We start from the raw sequence: 15681 nt of genomic DNA on the forward strand, positions 1-15681 counted from the left end.
CCTGCTCCGCACCCCCGGTCCACAGTGGGCCAACCGGGCGGTCCCACTCCTGTTCCGGCCCGGAACTTCGTCGTACGGGGGCTGATTGGGCAGACAGGTGCGGACGCGAATCTGCCTCACCGCAAGGCGGCGATTCACCCTCTGACCGCAAGAGCGTTGGAAGCCCGAGCGCCTCTATGATCCTGAACCTGCAGCCCGTGCAGGTCGCGACGAACAGCGACGATGCCGAGAGCCAGCTCGTCTTCGCGGATGGTTTCCTCGTGGCCGTGCTCGTCCGCCTCTCGGATCAGCACGGCCTGGATGCGGGGAAGTGGTTCCTCGAAGCCGGCTTCGGCCCGGTGGAACCCGTCTGCCCGCCGGTTTTCCCGGATCTCGGCGCGGCACGGAACTGGATCCTGCGGCAGCTCACGGTTGATCCGTGAGCGGGTCAGACGCTGTTCGCAACCATCAGTTGAAATTGCCGAGCCAGCGCAGGGAGTGGCGCAAGCGCGCGGTGGCGTCACCCGCAAACCACAAGCCGTGCGCGAAGATGACTCGATCGGGCTTCAGCGCGACGAGCTGCGCCGCCGCATCCGCGGCCATGCGCCGGCGCAGCTTGATCACGAGGCGCAGATAGGGCGGCGGCTGCCCGTGGGGGGTGGTCATGCGGGCAAGCCGCAGGAGTGGGCGCAGCAGCACCGGCATCTTCGCGGGCTCCAGGTTGAGGACGAGATCGGTCAGGATCAACGTCCGGCTCGCCCCGTGGAAGAATCCCACCTCGCGGAAGGAGAGGCCGCCCGGCACGACGGTCTGGCGTAGATCCGCGGCCCAGTCCGGGGGGGGCCTGTCCTCCAGCACGCGGTCGATCCGCAGGCCGGAGCGGCGGACTTGCCCGCGCTGGCGCAGGTTCGGCGCCGCCCAGGTCAGCGCCTCCGGGCAACGGTCCTGCCACGCCTTCAGGTAGGTCCAGTGGGCGATGTTCGGCGCGACCAGATGGCGGATCGGCCCCAGGGCTGCGATGTCCCGGTGCAAGCGCGGCTCGTAGCGCGTCGGCGAGTGCAGCCAGATCGATCCGTCCCGAAGGCGGATGACTGTCATCCGCACCGGGAGGGGGATGCCGAGGGCGCGCAATGGCCCGCTATCCACGATCCAGACCCCGTCGGCCACGGGCTTGAGCACGTCGAGCGGGGGATAGGTAGCCTCTGACAAGGGCGGGGATCTCCGGTCTCAGGCCGGCGCCCGCGCGCGCCGGATTTGGCGCTACGGGAACGCCGGGGCCCCGCAGGGTTTCCCGGTTGGATCGCCGCATGGGTTGGGTCCCAGGGGCCAAATGCCAGGGGCCAAATCCCAGGGGCCAAGTCTTGGGAGCCGGGTCCGAGGGGCCGAGTTCCCGGCTGTATCGCCCCCGCTAAGCCCGCAGGCCGTCCGGCGTGACCGGGCCCGCCGGGAGGGCACGCAGAAGGGCGATCAACAGACCGCAGATCGTCAGCAGGTCGCAGGTCAGGCCGAAGACCGAGCCGACCAGCAGGTTGTGCCCGGCCCAGCACAGGGAGGCGCCGAGGAAGAGCAGGCGCATGGGCTGCGGTGCCGCGTGAAGGCGGGCGCCGGTCGCGAGCAGCGTACCGAGCGCGGCGCAGGCCGAGGGCCATCCGTTCCACGTCGCCACCGTCAGGCAGGCGGCCGCGCAGGTGCTCGCCGCGAACAGCGGGAGTACCCAGCCGCTCCGGCCCGGACGACCGATGCAGGTCAGCGAAACAAGGCTTTGCATCACCGAGATCGCGCACATTGCCGTGCCGGTGAGCGCCCCAAGGACCACGTAGTGGGCGCCGAAACAGGTTGCACAGGCGGCCGAGGCCAGCAGGATCCGGTCCCGCCGCGGCATGATGCCAGCTGTAAAGCCCAAGCACAGGCCCGCCGATCCGAACAGATCGAGATGCGCCGCGGCCGAAACGTACCAGAAATACAGACACTCGACCGGGTTCATCGTCAGCGCTCGACCGGCGCGGGGGGCGCCGTTTCTGTCGAAGGCGCTAGGTTCGCATGGTCATCAAATCGTTAACGGCGTTGCGGATGCCGCACAGGAGGGTGTCACCGTGGCCGTCCTGCCGATGGGCGTTCCACGGGAAGGCAGCTCGGCTGTGTGCAGGCCCCATTTCGCCGGGGTAAGAGCGGGCGGCGCGCGAGCCCTTCGCCTGCCCGATCCGATGAGCAGGCACTCCGTCGCGACGCGGTGGAGCACCATCAGACCCGCGCCGGTATCACACCATACAAGACAGAAAGTACTTCCTGTTTTCATCCAATTGTTCATGTATTAACATACATCAATGACTAGACCGGCGTTGAATACGGGGAACATTGCCCGTGGCGACCGGTTTTCGGGGCATCAAGCGGGCGCCGCCGCGGTCGGTCGGGCCGTTCTGCGCGCGTGTGGACCCGATATTCTGTGGCGTGACCTGATCACCTCATGCGGCTTCCGACGAACGACGACCCGCCTCCCGTGGCGGAACGCTTCCGGGACGTCATCCAGCACGCGCCGTTCCCCTGTGCGGGCGCCAAACCCGCCCCGTCACACGGGCAGATGAGGATGATGGTCGCTAACGACATTACTTCCGGTTGGGACGACACCCGTATCTTCCCGGCGCTGCTGGCCTTCATCTGCCGCTACCGCGCGCGGCCGAACCTGTTCCAGAGCTTCGTGGTCCTGTTCGAAGGGGCGTGCAGTCTCTTCGCAGAGGCCTTCGAAACGGCGCTCTGGGTGCGCGTCCAATCGTTCCCCGACAAGGACCGGTGCCTCGGTCAGGGCTACGACCCACGGTTCGCCCTGGATCCGGAAGATCCCCACTTCTCCTTGAGCCCCGGCGGCGACGCCTTCTTTGTCGTGGGGCTGCATCCCGCCGCGAGGCGTCGTGCCCGGCGCTTCGAAACCCCGGCCCTCGTCTTCAGCCTGCTCGATCAGTTCGCGCGCCTGCGTGCCTCGATCGTCGATCGCGCCGTCGCCTGGGCCGGTTCGCTTGACCCGATGCTTGCCCAGCACGGCGAGCAGTCGGCGGCCCGCCCGTTCAGCGGGCGCGGTGCCCGACGGCTGGACGTACGCGTACCGGCGCGGTTCCGGGGACGCCCCCTGGGACGCGCAGCAGGTGTCGAAGGATCTCGCCTATGGCGCCTTCGTGGCACGGCAGATGGATTGCTGAGGATCGGCCGATGACACGCTCCGAACCATTCCCCCAATCCGTGTTCCCGGAGGACGAAGCGGCGGTCCTGGCGCTCGCGCGCGCCGTCCGCGAGACCGGCTACAGCTTCACCACGGTGACGCCGGCCACCCACGCCCATGTCAACGCGCGGCCGCCCAACGCCGAGGCGAAGAGCCTGCGCGACGTGTTCGGCTGGAGCCGGCCGTTCCGGGCTGGATTGCTCCCCGAGCCGATCCTGCACCTCATGCGAAAGGCCGGCGCCGTCGTGGAGGACGGTCCGTTGCTGCGGCCCAAGCTCCGCTTCTCCAGCTTGGACGGCGAACTCTTCACCCACTCCGCCTACCCGCCCAGCGCCGCCGATGCGGTGTTCTTCGGCCCCGACACGATGCGCTTCGCCAACGCGGTGATCGCCCACCTCGAAGGCCGGACGAGCCCGGTGCGCCGGGCCGTCGACCTCGGTTGCGGCTCGGGCGCTGCCGGGATCTGCATCGCCAAGCGGGCGCCAGGGGCCGAGGTGGTGCTCGTCGACATCAACCCCGCCGCCATGCGGGCGGCCCGGGTGAACGCTCGGCTCGCCGGGACCGACGGCGTCGCCGTCCGCCGCAGCGACATGCTGCGCGACGTCGAGGGCCTATTCGATCTCATCGTGTCGAACCCGCCCTTCATGATCGACACCGCGGCCCGGGCCTACCGCCACGGTGGCGGCCCGCTCGGGGCCGGCCTGTCGCTCGCCGTGGCCGAGCAGGCGGTGGAACGCCTCGCCCCGGGCGGCAGCCTCGTCCTGTTCACCGGCGCGGCGATCGTCGAGGGCGAGGATCCGTTCCGCGATGCCGTGGCCGACCTCTGCGCCCGGACGGGCCTCGACTGGACCTACCGCGAGTTCGATCCGGACGAGTACGGCGAGGAACTGGCGACCGAGGCCTACGACGCGGTGGAGCGCCTCGCCCTGGTCGTTCTCACCGCCACGCGCCCGGGGATGCGGCCATGAGCGACGCGCTGCTGCACGATGCCCTGGCGGGCCTGACCGCGATCCCGAAGACGCTGCCCGGAAAATACCTCTGGGACGAGACCGGCTCGGACCTCTTCGACCAGATCTGCCACAGCGCCGATTACTACCCGACCGCGCAGGAGACGGCGCTCCTGCCCCGGGCTGCCGCCGAGGTGGCACGCACGGTCGAGCCGGGCGTCACCGTGGTCGAGTTCGGCAGCGGCGCGAGCCGCAAGATCCGAACCCTCCTCGACGCGCTGCCCGAGCCCGCCGCCTATGTCGCCATCGACATCTCGGGGGCGTATCTGGAGGCGGCGATCCGGCGGCTCGCACCGGATTATCCGGGCATCGCCATGGTGCCGGTCTGCGCCGATTATTCGAAGCCGGTGGCGTTGCCGGTCCAGGCCGGTCCAGGCGGGATCCTGGGCTTCTATCCGGGCACGAGCATCGGCAATTTCGATCCCACCGAAGCCGGCCTGTTCCTGGAGCGGGCGCGGGCCACGCTCGGGCCTAGCCTGTTCCTCGTGGGGGCCGACGGGACGACCGATCCCGAGCGCCTACACCGCGCCTACGGTGCCGCCGACGGGCTGATGGCGGCGTTCCACCGCAACATTCTGATCCGGCTCAACCGCGAATGCGGGGCGGATTTCGACTGCGATAACTTCCGGCACGAGATCCGGCTGCTGTCGGATCCGTTCCGCGTGGAGGCGCATCTGGTGGCGACCCAGCCCGGTACTTACCGGCTGGGCGGGCAGACCATCGAAGTCGCGGCCTCCGAGAGCATCCGGACCGACACCTCGCACAAGTACACGGCCGAGGCGTTCCAGGCGCTCGCGCGTGCGGCTGGCTGGCAACCACGCGCCCTCTGGCAGGCGGAGGGCGGGAGCTTCAACCTGCATCTGTTGCAGGCCGAGGCCTGATCCTGACGTCAGGCCATCTCGATCGGCGCGTGCTTGCCGTCGTGCGCGGACCCGGATTCGAGGCTCCGCGTCTCGGCCGCGTGCTGCTGATCCCGCGCCGGCGGCGGGTAATCCGCAAGCGAGCGCCAGGGGGCCGCCGGGACGCCCTGACGGAAGCCACCGGGCCTCAGGAACAGCCAGACAGCGACGGCCATCCACGGGATCACGAAGAAGGCGAAAGCGGCGAGCCCCATGGCGGGCCTCCGGGCTGGGGTGGCGATCCGGGAAAACGCCGCAGTGGTCGAGACGGATCCCGCTGCCGGGACGGCCATCAGAACCGGGCCACGAGACCGACGCCGCCGATCATGAGGGCGCCGCCGAGGATGCGCCACAGGCTCGCCGGGTGGACCTTGAAGCCGACAAGGCCAAAGTTGTCGAGCAGGATCGAGGTGACCACGCCCGCGGTCACGATCAGGCCGAGGAAGGCCGCGGCGCCGATCCGCTTGGACAGGTAGAGCTGCGCCGCCGTCAGGCCCGCGCTCATCAGGCCGCCGAGCCAGGCCCACCAGGGAACCTCGGCGAGGCGGTCCATCCCGGGAAGCCCGAACGTGCCGCTCACCACCATGATCACCGCGATGGTGACGATGCTGACCAGCAGGCTGACCACGCCGGCCAGGAGCGGCCGCCCGAAGGACTTGGCGAGGCCCGCGTTCTGGCCCGGCTCGACCGCGCTGGCGAGGCCGGCGAGCAGCGCGAAACCATAGAGGAACAGCATGCGACGATCCTGAATCGAACGGGGAGGGGCGTGCGGGCGGTCAGAACGCCGCCACCAGGGCGACGCCGACGAGCATCAGGACACCGCCCGCGATGCGCCAGCGACCGACCGGATGGCGCTCGAAGCCGACGAGTCCGTAGTGATCGAGGGCGATCGAGCCGACCACGCCCGCCGTGATCACGCAGCCCAGGAAGGGCGCGGCGCCGATCTGTTCCGATACGTAGAGCTGCGCCAACACGACGGCGGCGCCGAGGATGCCCCCGGGCCAAGCCCACCAGGGGACGGGGGTGGCCTGTTCGCTGGTCGACTGGCTCCGCAGCCGAACGACCACCATGACGCCGAAGAGGCAGACGATCGCGAGGACGAAGCAGAAGATCCCGGCCAGCATCGGCTGCCCCGTGGCCTTGGCCAGCGTTGCGTTCTGGCCGGGCTCGATGGCGTTCGCGACGCCGGCCAGCAAGGCAAGGCCGTAGAGATACCACATGGCGGCGTCCGGGTTGTCGCGGAGAGGAGCCGCCGGCGCGGACGGTCTGCTGCCAAACCCGCCGGGTTGGCGGATGACTGCATCACATCCGCCGCATGACCCGGGACAGATCGCCTCAGGCCGTCAGTGATGTCTGATGTAGAACGCGAATAGTCGTCTCGGGAAAGTTTTGCGCCCTCATGGTGTTTGCGTATGACAGCCAGGGGACCGGATGGACGCTCGCAGCCCGACAACGTCGCTGAGATCGCAGGATCATCCGGCGGAGCTGACGCTGCGTGGCATCGCCCTCGGTGCGGCGATCACGATCGTCTTCATGGCGGCCAACCTCTACATGGGGTTGAAGACCGGGATGACGTTCTCGTCGTCGATCCCGGCTGCGATGATCTCGATGGGCGCGTTCCGGCTGATGGGCGGCGCCGGCATCCTCGAGAACAACATCGTGCAGACGCAGGCCTCGGCCGCGGGCACGCTGTGCAACGTCATCCTGGCGCTTCCGGGCCTCGTCCTCGTCGGGCACTGGCACGGCTTCCCATTCTGGCAGACCACCGCCGTGTGCCTGCTTGGCGGCCTGCTCGGCGTCGCCTTCTCGATCCCCCTGCGCCGCGCCCTCGTGGCTGGCAGCGACCTTCCCTATCCGGAGGGGATCGCGGCGGCCGAGGTGCTTCGGACCGGCCAGGAGGAGGAGGGCGGCCACGGCCTGCGCGACTTGCTGGCGTCTGCAGGCGTCGCCGGTGCGATCGGATTCGCCACCACGGGGCTGAAGGTTTTGGGCGACGGCCTGAACGGCGCGATCAGCCTCGGCGGGGCCGCGTTTCGCACCGGCACAGGCTTCTCGCTGGCGCTGGTCGGCGTCGGCTACCTCGTGGGCATCGGCGCCTGCCTCGCGCTGCTCACGGGCGTCGTGATCGCCTGGGGGATCGCGGTGCCGGTGCTGACGGCGCTGTCGCCCGACCCTGCCAAGTCGGCCGGGGCGGCCGCCGAGGCGGTCTGGTCCGATCAGGTCCGGCTGATGGGGGCCGGCATCATCGCGGTGGGCGGCCTGTGGACGGTGGGATCGCTCGCGAAGCCGATCCTGGGCAGCATCCGTGCGGCCCTCTCCGGCGCCGGCGGCCTCGGCAAGGATCATCCCCGCGAGGAACGCGACCTGCCGATCACCTGGGTCGCCGCCGCCACGCTGGCGCTCGGCGTGCCGCTGGCGGGCTTGTTCTGGTTCTTTGCCAAGCCGGCCGATCTCGGCGGCCTGCTGATCGTGCTGGCTCTGGCCGCGACGCTGTTCACGGTGCTGTTCGGCTTCCTGATGGCAGCGGCCTGCGGTTACCTCGCGGGTCTCCTCGGCTCGTCGTCGAGCCCGATCTCCGGGATCGGGATCCTGACCACGATGGCGACCGCTTTGCTGCTGCCGCTGATCCTCGACCATTCCGCCGGGCCGGAGGGCGACCGGTTCGTCACCGGCATGACCCTGCTGCTGACCTCCGTCATCGTAACCACCTCCTCGATCGCCAACGACAACCTGCAGGATCTGAAGACCGGGCAGGTGCTCGGGGCCACGCCCTGGCACCAGCAGGTCGCGCTGATCCTCGGCGTCGGGATCGGGGCCGTGGTGATCGCCCCGATCCTGTCGCTGCTCTACGAGGCCTACGGCTTCGTCGGGGCGCCTTTGCGCGAGGGGCAGGATGCCGCGAGCGCCATGCCGGCGCCCCAGGCTGCCCTGATGACCCAGATCGCCAGCGGCATCGTCCACAGCGCGTTGCCCTGGCGCATGGTGCTGATCGGGGCCGGGCTCGGCGTGGTGCTGGTCGCCGCCGAGACATGGCTGAAGCGGCGCGACTTCACCTTCCCGGCGCTGACCGTCGGGATCGGCATGTACTTGCCGCTCTCCGTCGAGATGACGATCGCCATCGGCGGCATCCTCGGCTGGGTGGCCGAGCGCCGGCTGCGTGCCCGGGTGGGCGGCCGGGATGTCGATCGAGCGGTCGGCGCCGCCCGGCGCCGCGGCGTCCTGCTGGCCTCGGGCTTCCTCGTGGGAGAGAGCTGCGTCGGCGTGCTGCTCGCCGGCGCCGATCTCCTGGCCGGGCACAGCGCGGCGCTCGCCATCGCCGGCAAGGGTTTCGCCCCCTACGCGACCGGACTCGGCCTCGCGGTCTTCTTGGGCGCCCTCGCGGTCTACCTGCGGCTGGTCTCGACCCCCGGCCGTCCTCGGCCAGAGACGTGAGCATGGACGCGCCCCAGGACCGACGATTTCCCCTGAGCGCCGGAATCCTGTTCGGGCTCGGCCTCGGCGGCTTCTTCGACGGGATCGTGCTGCATCAGATCCTGCAATGGCACCACATGGTAAGCAGCTGGTACCCGATCGACTCGATGGCGAATCTCGAGCTCAACACCCTGTGGGACGGGATCTTCCACAGCACGACCTACGTGTTCGTCGTGCTCGGGCTGTTCATCCTGTGGCGCGCGGCCCATCGCGGGCATCTGTTCTGGTCGAGCAAGCTGCTCGCCGGATCTCTGCTGATCGGCTGGGGCCTGTTCAATACGGTCGAGGGTCTGATCGACCACGAGATCCTGGGCGTCCACCACGTCAACGAGCCGATGCCGCGGGATCAGTGGATCTACTGGGATCTCGGCTTCCTGCTGTGGGGCGCCGCCATGCTGGCCGTCGGCTGGCTGCTGGTCCGGGCTGGCCGGGCGGAACAGGCCGCCCGGATCCTGGCGTGAGGTCGGGCACGGGTCTTCGGCCGGTCCTGCCCTGGCTGGTCCTGGCGGCCGGCCTGATCTGCGCCACCCTGCCGGCCTGGGGGCCGCTGATCTTCGGCACCGCCCTGACGCTCGACGATCTCCTCAGCCTGCGCTGCCGGCCCTGGTGACGGGCGAGGCCGCCTGACCGGCGAGACCGTAGCGTGCTGCGAAGTCTTCGGCGGCCATCGGCCGGCCGAACAGGTAGCCCTGCGCCTCCTGGCAGCCCTTGGCGAGCAGCCGGCGCTGCTGCTCCTGGGTCTCAACGCCCTCGGCGATCACCGTCAGGCCGAAGCTGCGGCCGAGGGCGATCACCGCCCGCACGATCGCCGCGTCCCGCGGATCCTCGCACAGGCCGTTCACGAAACCCCGGTCGATCTTCAGCCGCGTCAGGGGGAAGTTCTTGAGCAGGCTGAGGGAGGCGTAGCCCGTGCCGTAATCGTCGAAGGCGATGCCCACCCCCATGGTCCGCAGCGCCTGGAGGGCGGTGTCCACCTGCGGATCATGGCGCAGGATGATGGTCTCGGTGATCTCAAGCTCCAGGGCCTCCGGCGGCAGACCGGTCTGGGCGAGAACCGTCGCGACCCGGGCGGCGAGATCCCCGCCGCGGAACTGCGCCGCAAACAGGTTCACGCCGATCCGGAACGGGTGCAGGCCGCGGGCCCGCCAGGCCTGGGCCTGGGCGCAGGCCGTGCGCAGCACCCAGTCGCCGATTCCGGCCGCGTCGGGGCTGTTGTCGAGCACGTCCAGGAACGCGGCCGGCGGCATCAGCCCGTGCTCGGGATGCTGCCAGCGGATCAGCGCCTCGGCCCCCACGAGCGCGCCGTCGGAGAGGCGCACCTGCGGCTGGTAGTGAAGGACGAACTCCTCCCGCAGGACCGCACGGCGCAGTCCCTCGCGGCAGGCGCGCTCGCGCTGGAGGGCTTCGCGCAGCTCCGGGGTGAACAGGCGGTGCTGCCCCCGCCCACGGGCCTTTGCGTCATAAAGGGCGGCGTCCGCGCAGGCCAGGAGTTCGCCCTCCTCGGTCGCGTGCGAGGGGCTGAGCGCGATACCGGCGCTGGCGCCGAGATGCATCACCAGCCCGTCGATCCGGTAGGGCTCGGCCAGGACGCGCAACGCCGCCTCGGCCGCTGCGACCGCCATGAGCGGGTCGCCGAGGCCGGGCAGCACGATGGCGAACTCGTCGCCTCCGAACCGGGCCGCGGTGCCGTCCAGACCGGCACAGGCCCGCAGGCGCTCCGCCGTCATCTTGAGCACCGCGTCGCCCACGGCGTGGCCGTGCGCGTCGTTGACCTCCTTGAAGCCGTCGAGATCGAACATCAGCACGGCCGCCGGCTCGGCCTGCGTCAGGGCCGCCTCGATCCGGCCGCGCAGCACCAGCCGGTTGGGCAACTCGGTCAGCGGATCGAGATGGGCGAGGCGGAACAGCCGCTCCTCGATGGCCCAGCGCTGGCTGACGTCGCGCATGATCGCGCCGTAGGCCGGCTGGCCGTTCTCGTGCCACGTGGACAGAGACAGCTCCACCGGGAATTCCCGGCCGTCGCGATGCTCCGCGGTCAGCTCCACGGTGCGCCCGGTCAGGCGCTCTGCCGACCCGTGCGCGAGCCGGCGCAGCAGACCTTCGCTGCCGCCGGCCATGCGGTCCGGGATCAGGGTGGCGATGGGCTGCCCCAGGATCTGCGGCCCGGTATGCCCGAACATCCGCTCGGCCCCCGCGCTCCAGAAGCGCACCAGGCCCTGCGCGTCCGCGCAGACGATGGCGTCGGGGGAGGTATCGGCGATGCGCTCGAACCGGGCCTGGAAGGCCCGGCGCCCGGCCTCGGCGCGGCGCAACTCGATTTGGCCGCTCATGAAGCGCGCGAAATCGCTGAGGATCTGCTGGTCCTGATCGGTGAAGGCCGCCCGTGGCTCGGGCGCCGTGACACAGAGCGTGCCTACGGCATGACCCGCGCGGGTGCGGAGCGCGACGCCGGCGTAGAAACGGATGAAGGGCGGCCCGAGGACCAGGGGGTTGTCGCAGAAACGCACGTCGCGCTGCGTGTCGCAGACGACGAAGGGGGCGTCCTGCCTGATCGTCCAATCGCAGAGGGCGATCGAGCGGGCGGTCTCGTCGAGGTCCAGCCCGAACCGGGCGTGGAAAACTTGGCGATCGCGATCGAGGAAGGAGGCGAACGCTGTGGGCGTTCCGAGCACGCGGGCGGTGATCTCGACCATGTAGGAGATCGTCGCGTCGGGCTCGGCATCGAGCATGTCGAGCTCGGCCAGCGCCTGAAGTCGGGCTTCCTCGTCGGCGTTCAGCGCCGGAATCGACATGCGGCGCCTCCCGATCCGAGCGCACCCGATCGACAGCGTCGAAGGCAGTCAAGAGACGTTCGAAAGCGCATAGGGCGTAATGTCGCGGTAGTTACGGGATATGACCGGTGAAATTTCGTTCGGGCGATTTCCCCTATATTTGCTCCCGCCGCTTACTGAACTGATAATAAGGCCGCTTAAGTCAGACATCAGACGAATGCCCGTGCGACAACGTCCGCGGATCCCGGCGCAGCGCTGTCAGGCGCGGACCGCGTCCTCGCCCTCACCGAGCAGCGTCCGGGTGAAGCGCCGGGTCCGCGGATCCTCCGGCCGGCCGAAGAGATCGGCGGGCGATCCCCGCTCCACGATCGTGCCGGCCTCCAGGAACACCACGGTATCGGCGACGCGGCGCGCGAGGCGTAAATCGTGGGTGGCCATCAGCATGGTCATGCCCTCGCCCGCCAGCCCGGCCAGCACGTCCACCACCTCGGCGGCGAGTTCCGGATCGAGGGCCGAGGTCGGCTCGTCGCAGAGCAGCAGGCGCGGGGAGGGCGCGAGCGCCCGGGCGATGGCGACCCGCTGCTGCTGGCCGCCCGACAGGCTGGCGGGCCAGTCCGCCGCCTTGTGGGCGAGGCCGACGCGCTCCAGCAGGTCCAGCGCCCGGGTGCGTGCCTTGGCCGGCGGCCATTTCGCCACGGTGACGAGCCCCTCCATGACGTTCTCGACCACGGTGCGGTGGGGAAAGAGCTGGAAGTTCTGGAACACCATGCCGGTCTGGCGCCGCACGGCGAGCACGTCCCGCCGGGCGGGCGGATGTCCCGGTCGGAAGGCGAGGTGGGTCTCGCCCAGGGTGAGCGTGCCGGCCTGCGGGACCTCCAGCAGGTTCGCGCAGCGCAGGAGCGTGGACTTGCCCGAGCCCGACGGGCCGATCAGCGCCGTCACCTGCCCTTCCGGAATGTCGAGGTCGATGGCCCGCAGCACCGGGTTGGCGCCAAAACTTTTCTCGATGGCCGACAGGGCGATCACGCGCGCGCCTCCAGATAGCCGCCGTAGCGCCCGAGGCGCCGTTCCAGAAGCGTCTGGAGACCGGACAGGAGCGTGGACAGGACGAGATAGATCAGGGCGGCCTCGGTGTAGAGGATCAGCGGCTCGTAGGTGACCGCGACGATGCGCTGGGCCGCCTGGAACAGCTCGGGCACCGTGATGGCGGCGGCGAGGGAGGTATCCTTCACGAGGGCGATGAAGGTGTTGGCCAGCGACGGCACCGCCACCCGCGCCGCCTGCGGCAGGATCGTGCGGCGCAGGGTCTGGGTCGGGTCCATGCCGATCGCGTAGGAGGCCTCCCACTGGCCCTTCGGGATGGAGGCGATGGCGGCGCGGATGATCTCGGACGTGTAGGCGCCGACGTTGAGCGTGAACCCGATTACCGCGGCCGGGAAGGCGTCGATCAGGATGCCGGCGCTCGGCAGGCCGTAGAAGATCACGAAGAGCTGGACGAGGAGCGGGGTCCCGCGAAAAATCCACACGTAGAGCCACGCCAGCGCCGCCAGGGGGCGGGGGGCGAACAGGCGCACAAGGGCGGTCCCGAGCCCGAGGGCCAGCCCCAGCGCGAAGGCGATCAGCGTCAGCGGAACGGTGAAGCGCAAGCCCGCGACGAGCAGCGGCTCGAGCGACTGGAGCATGAGGTCGAGCCAATGCGGCACGGGTCGGCGTCTCCTTTCGGGGGAACGGGGTTCTTTACACAGGTGTATCGGAGAAAGGGCCGGAACCGCGTGTCACCCCCCTCCGCATCGGGGCGACACAGGTTCGAGGCACGCGATTGATGACCGAGCGCGACCGGCCCCCTCTCCCGAGCGGGAGAGGGTTGGGGTGAGGGACGAGAAGGTTCAGGATTGAGCCCGCCATCGACGCACCAACAGGGCGCGCCTGATCCTCAAAGACCTGATCCCTCACCCTGTCCCTCTCCCGCTCAGGAGAGGGGTCCCGCGCCTTATCCTGCCGCCGTTGCCCCCGCACGAGGCGTGAACCCGGTACCTTTTGCGGGAGAGGGAGAAGCACTGATGCTTCCGCCTTATTATCGGCGGCCCGAGGCGGCGTGACCCGATGCGGGCGGCCCTCCCTCTCGGAAAGTCTATTTCGACACGTCCGCCCCGAAATACTTCTGCGCGATTGTCGCGTAGCTGCCGTCGGCCTTGATCTCCGCGAGGGCCTTGTCGAGGGCGGCCTTTAGCGCGGGGTTGTTCTTGCGCAGGATGATCCCGGAGGCGTCCGCATCGGCCTGCTCGGCGGCGATCTTCACCGGGGCGTTCGGCTTCTGCTTGCGGAAGTCGAGGAACGACAGGCTGTCGTTGACCGTGGCGTCGGCCCGCCCGGTGATCACCAGCTGCACCGACTGGTCGAACCCGTCCGTGCCGATGAGCTGCGCCCCGGACTGCTCGGCCAAGCGGGCGAAGTTGCTGGTCAGGCTCTGGGCGGCCTTCTTGCCCTTCAGGTCGGCGAAGGATTTGATGTCGGTCCGGTCGGCCTTCGTGATCAGCACGGCGCGGGAGCGGATATAGGGCTCCGAGAAGTCGAACTTCGCCTGCCGCTCCTTGGTGATGCCGACTTGGTTGATCACCACGTCGTAGCGCCCGCCATCGAGCCCCGCGATCAGCCCGTCCCACTTGCCTTCGAGGAATTGCGGCGTGACGCCGAGCTTCTCGGCGACCTTGCGGCCGATTTCCACGTCGAAGCCAGTCAGCGCCCCGGAGGCATCGTGGAAGGTGAAGGGCGCGTAGGTGCCCTCGGTGCCGATGCGCAGGGTCTTGGCGGCCCGGATCGTGTCGAGATCGTCGGCCCGGGCGGGGGCGCCCAGAAGGAGAGCCGAGACCGCCAGCACCGCGGCCAGACCGGTCGAGAAAAGTCGCATCCGAAACTACCTCACGCCGATAACAATGTTCTCATGCGGTCGCCGAAGTCGATCCCGGCTCCGCATGCGCATTTCGTCAATGAATCGAGTCGGGGCGTCAAGGCAAGGGAACGGATCAATCGCCACGAATCCACGTTCCGTTGCGTCCGTCTCCTCCGGTCGTGACGGCATTGTTCTGGGTCATAGGCTGAAACTAAGCGGGTCATCCTGTTACATCGGCGGCTCCGCCCCACGACGATGTCGCGCGGCGGTCGTGATAGGAGGCGGCCCGCTCCGATTGTCTGATGATTCGCGGGGCGGAGCCCCTGGCTTCCCGGCAGAAGGACCGCCCATGACCTCGTTCGCCCAACCCTACCGCGGTGTCTTCCCGGTCGCCCCCACGGTGTTCGACGCCTCCGGCGCCCTCGACCTCGACGGTCAGCGCCGGGCGATCGACTTCATGATCGATGCGGGCAGCACCGGCATCTGCATCCTCGCGAACTTCTCCGAGCAGTTCGTGCTCACCGACGACGAGCGCGAGCGCGTCATGCACGCCGTGCTGGACCACGTGGCCGGTCGCGTGGCGGTGATCGTCACCACCACGCACTTCGCCACGCAGGTCTGCGCCGAGCGCTCGCGCCGGGCGGAGGCAGCCGGGGCCAGCATGGTCATGATCATGCCGCCCTATCACGGCGCCACGATCCGCGTGCCGGAGATCGGCATCTACGACTTCTTCCGCGCCGTCTCGGACGCGATCTCGATCCCGATCATGATCCAGGACGCGCCGGTTTCGGGCACGCCGCTCTCGGCCGCGTTCCTGGCGCGGATGGCGCGGGAGATCGCCAACGTCTCGTATTTCAAGATCGAGACCGCCCAGGCAGCCGCGAAGCTGCGCGAGCTGATCGCGCTCGGCGGCGATGCCGTGGTCGGCCCCTGGGACGGCGAGGAGGCGATCACGCTGATGGCCGATCTCGATGCCGGCGCCACCGGGGCGATGACCGGCGGTGCCTATCCGGACGGGATACGCCAGATCACCGACGCCTACGCGGCCGGCCGCCGGGAGGAGGCGCTGGACGCCTACGCGCGCTGGCTGCCTCTGATCAACTACGAGAACCGGCAATGCGGGCTGCTCGCCTGCAAGGCGCTGATGCAGGAGGGCGGCGTGATCGCCCACGAGACGGCGCGCCTGCCGCTCCAGCCGCTCCACCCGGCGACCCGCGCCGGCTTGATCGAGCTCGCCCGGCGGAACGACGCGCTGGTGCTGCGCTGGGGGCGGTGAGATTCATTGATGGCGGACGCGCAGCGGCCTGACAGGCGCGCCGCTTTCTCCTCACTATCATCCCGCAACATTGCTGGATGCGGCGCTCCCTCCCCCTCTGCGGGGGAGGGTGGCCCCCGAAAGGGGGGCGGGAGAGGGGAGCGACGGTGCAGAACCAAGCTCTACCCTCCATGAAGG

General features: G+C 69.5%; 17 protein-coding genes. 8 read left to right on the forward strand and 9 right to left on the reverse strand.

From position 1 onward, the window contains the following. Positions 1-176 precede the first annotated feature (176 nt). The gene (locus BLQ49_RS15600; RefSeq protein ID WP_091717180.1) at positions 177-422 is read left to right on the forward strand and encodes a hypothetical protein; all 246 of its coding nucleotides are present in this window, start codon (positions 177-179) and stop codon (positions 420-422) included. 25 nt (positions 423-447) lie between these two features. Here the strand turns inward: BLQ49_RS15600 and BLQ49_RS15605 are convergent, their stop codons facing one another. Then, positions 448-1188, reverse strand: a complete 741-nt coding sequence (locus BLQ49_RS15605) for a DUF4336 domain-containing protein (RefSeq protein WP_091717182.1) — start codon at positions 1186-1188, stop codon at positions 448-450. Positions 1189-1387: 199 nt separating this feature from the next. Further along, positions 1388-1963 carry a YgjV family protein gene (locus BLQ49_RS15610; protein WP_091717184.1) on the reverse strand — a complete coding sequence of 192 codons (576 nt, stop codon included), beginning with the start codon at positions 1961-1963 and terminating at the stop codon, positions 1388-1390. A 513-nt stretch (positions 1964-2476) separates the two neighbouring features. Between BLQ49_RS15610 and BLQ49_RS15615 the strand changes: the two genes are divergently transcribed. Genes BLQ49_RS15615 through egtD form a run of 3 tightly spaced genes read left to right on the forward strand, consistent with a single transcriptional unit; the run spans position 2477 to position 5078 of the window. Next, positions 2477-3184, forward strand: coding sequence for a YqcI/YcgG family protein (locus BLQ49_RS15615; RefSeq protein WP_425284006.1), 708 nt, complete (start codon positions 2477-2479; stop codon positions 3182-3184). Continuing rightward, a complete protein-coding gene (locus BLQ49_RS15620) occupies positions 3181-4158 on the forward strand; it encodes a methyltransferase (RefSeq protein WP_091717186.1) in 978 nt (325 codons plus the stop codon). The genes BLQ49_RS15615 and BLQ49_RS15620 overlap by 4 nt, the downstream gene beginning before the upstream one ends. Continuing rightward, entirely contained in the window at positions 4155-5078 is a 924-nt protein-coding gene (egtD, locus tag BLQ49_RS15625; protein ID WP_091717188.1) for an L-histidine N(alpha)-methyltransferase, read from the forward strand. Before BLQ49_RS15620 ends, egtD begins: the two co-directional genes overlap by 4 nt. An 8-nt stretch (positions 5079-5086) precedes the next feature. Here egtD and BLQ49_RS15630 read toward each other — a convergent pair whose 3' ends face one another. The 3 genes from BLQ49_RS15630 to BLQ49_RS15640 all read right to left on the reverse strand — a co-directional run bounded on the left by BLQ49_RS15630 (position 5087) and on the right by BLQ49_RS15640 (position 6316). Continuing rightward, the gene (locus BLQ49_RS15630) at positions 5087-5311 is read right to left on the reverse strand and encodes a hypothetical protein (protein WP_091717191.1); all 225 of its coding nucleotides are present in this window, start codon (positions 5309-5311) and stop codon (positions 5087-5089) included. A gap of 77 nt (positions 5312-5388) precedes the next feature. After that, positions 5389-5832, reverse strand: coding sequence for a DMT family transporter (locus tag BLQ49_RS15635; RefSeq protein WP_091717193.1), 444 nt, complete (start codon positions 5830-5832; stop codon positions 5389-5391). 40 nt (positions 5833-5872) lie between these two features. Next, positions 5873-6316 (reverse strand): DMT family transporter, encoded by a 444-nt coding sequence (locus BLQ49_RS15640; RefSeq protein WP_091717195.1) that lies wholly within the window; start codon positions 6314-6316, stop codon positions 5873-5875. A 211-nt stretch (positions 6317-6527) separates the two neighbouring features. Between BLQ49_RS15640 and BLQ49_RS15645 the strand changes: the two genes are divergently transcribed. Genes BLQ49_RS15645 through BLQ49_RS29725 form a run of 3 tightly spaced genes read left to right on the forward strand, consistent with a single transcriptional unit; the run spans position 6528 to position 9177 of the window. After that, entirely contained in the window at positions 6528-8528 is a 2001-nt protein-coding gene (locus BLQ49_RS15645) for an OPT family oligopeptide transporter (RefSeq protein ID WP_091717197.1), read from the forward strand. Positions 8529-8530: 2 nt separating this feature from the next. Further along, positions 8531-9028 carry a DUF2243 domain-containing protein gene (locus BLQ49_RS15650; RefSeq protein WP_091717199.1) on the forward strand — a complete coding sequence of 166 codons (498 nt, stop codon included), beginning with the start codon at positions 8531-8533 and terminating at the stop codon, positions 9026-9028. After that, complete coding sequence (locus BLQ49_RS29725) at positions 9025-9177, forward strand: hypothetical protein (protein WP_167627717.1); 153 nt, start codon at positions 9025-9027, stop codon at positions 9175-9177. Before BLQ49_RS15650 ends, BLQ49_RS29725 begins: the two co-directional genes overlap by 4 nt. On the opposite strand, the gene BLQ49_RS15655 is transcribed toward BLQ49_RS29725, so the two are convergent. The 4 genes from BLQ49_RS15655 to BLQ49_RS15670 all read right to left on the reverse strand — a co-directional run bounded on the left by BLQ49_RS15655 (position 9152) and on the right by BLQ49_RS15670 (position 14246). After that, entirely contained in the window at positions 9152-11359 is a 2208-nt protein-coding gene (locus BLQ49_RS15655) for a putative bifunctional diguanylate cyclase/phosphodiesterase (protein ID WP_091717201.1), read from the reverse strand. The genes BLQ49_RS29725 and BLQ49_RS15655 overlap by 26 nt on opposite strands. Before the next feature lie 237 nt (positions 11360-11596). Further along, positions 11597-12364 carry an amino acid ABC transporter ATP-binding protein gene (locus tag BLQ49_RS15660; RefSeq protein WP_091717203.1) on the reverse strand — a complete coding sequence of 256 codons (768 nt, stop codon included), beginning with the start codon at positions 12362-12364 and terminating at the stop codon, positions 11597-11599. Continuing rightward, positions 12361-13041, reverse strand: coding sequence for an amino acid ABC transporter permease (locus tag BLQ49_RS15665; protein WP_091717205.1), 681 nt, complete (start codon positions 13039-13041; stop codon positions 12361-12363). Before BLQ49_RS15665 ends, BLQ49_RS15660 begins: the two co-directional genes overlap by 4 nt. A gap of 428 nt (positions 13042-13469) precedes the next feature. Beyond that, the gene (locus BLQ49_RS15670) at positions 13470-14246 is read right to left on the reverse strand and encodes an amino acid ABC transporter substrate-binding protein (RefSeq protein WP_091717207.1); all 777 of its coding nucleotides are present in this window, start codon (positions 14244-14246) and stop codon (positions 13470-13472) included. 331 nt (positions 14247-14577) lie between these two features. On the opposite strand from BLQ49_RS15670, the gene BLQ49_RS15675 reads away from it, so the two are divergent. After that, positions 14578-15504 carry a dihydrodipicolinate synthase family protein gene (locus BLQ49_RS15675; protein ID WP_091717209.1) on the forward strand — a complete coding sequence of 309 codons (927 nt, stop codon included), beginning with the start codon at positions 14578-14580 and terminating at the stop codon, positions 15502-15504. Positions 15505-15681: the final 177 nt, after the last annotated feature.

This window comes from Methylobacterium phyllostachyos (assembly GCF_900103445.1).
Taxonomy (GTDB): Bacteria; Pseudomonadota; Alphaproteobacteria; order Rhizobiales; family Beijerinckiaceae; genus Methylobacterium; species Methylobacterium phyllostachyos.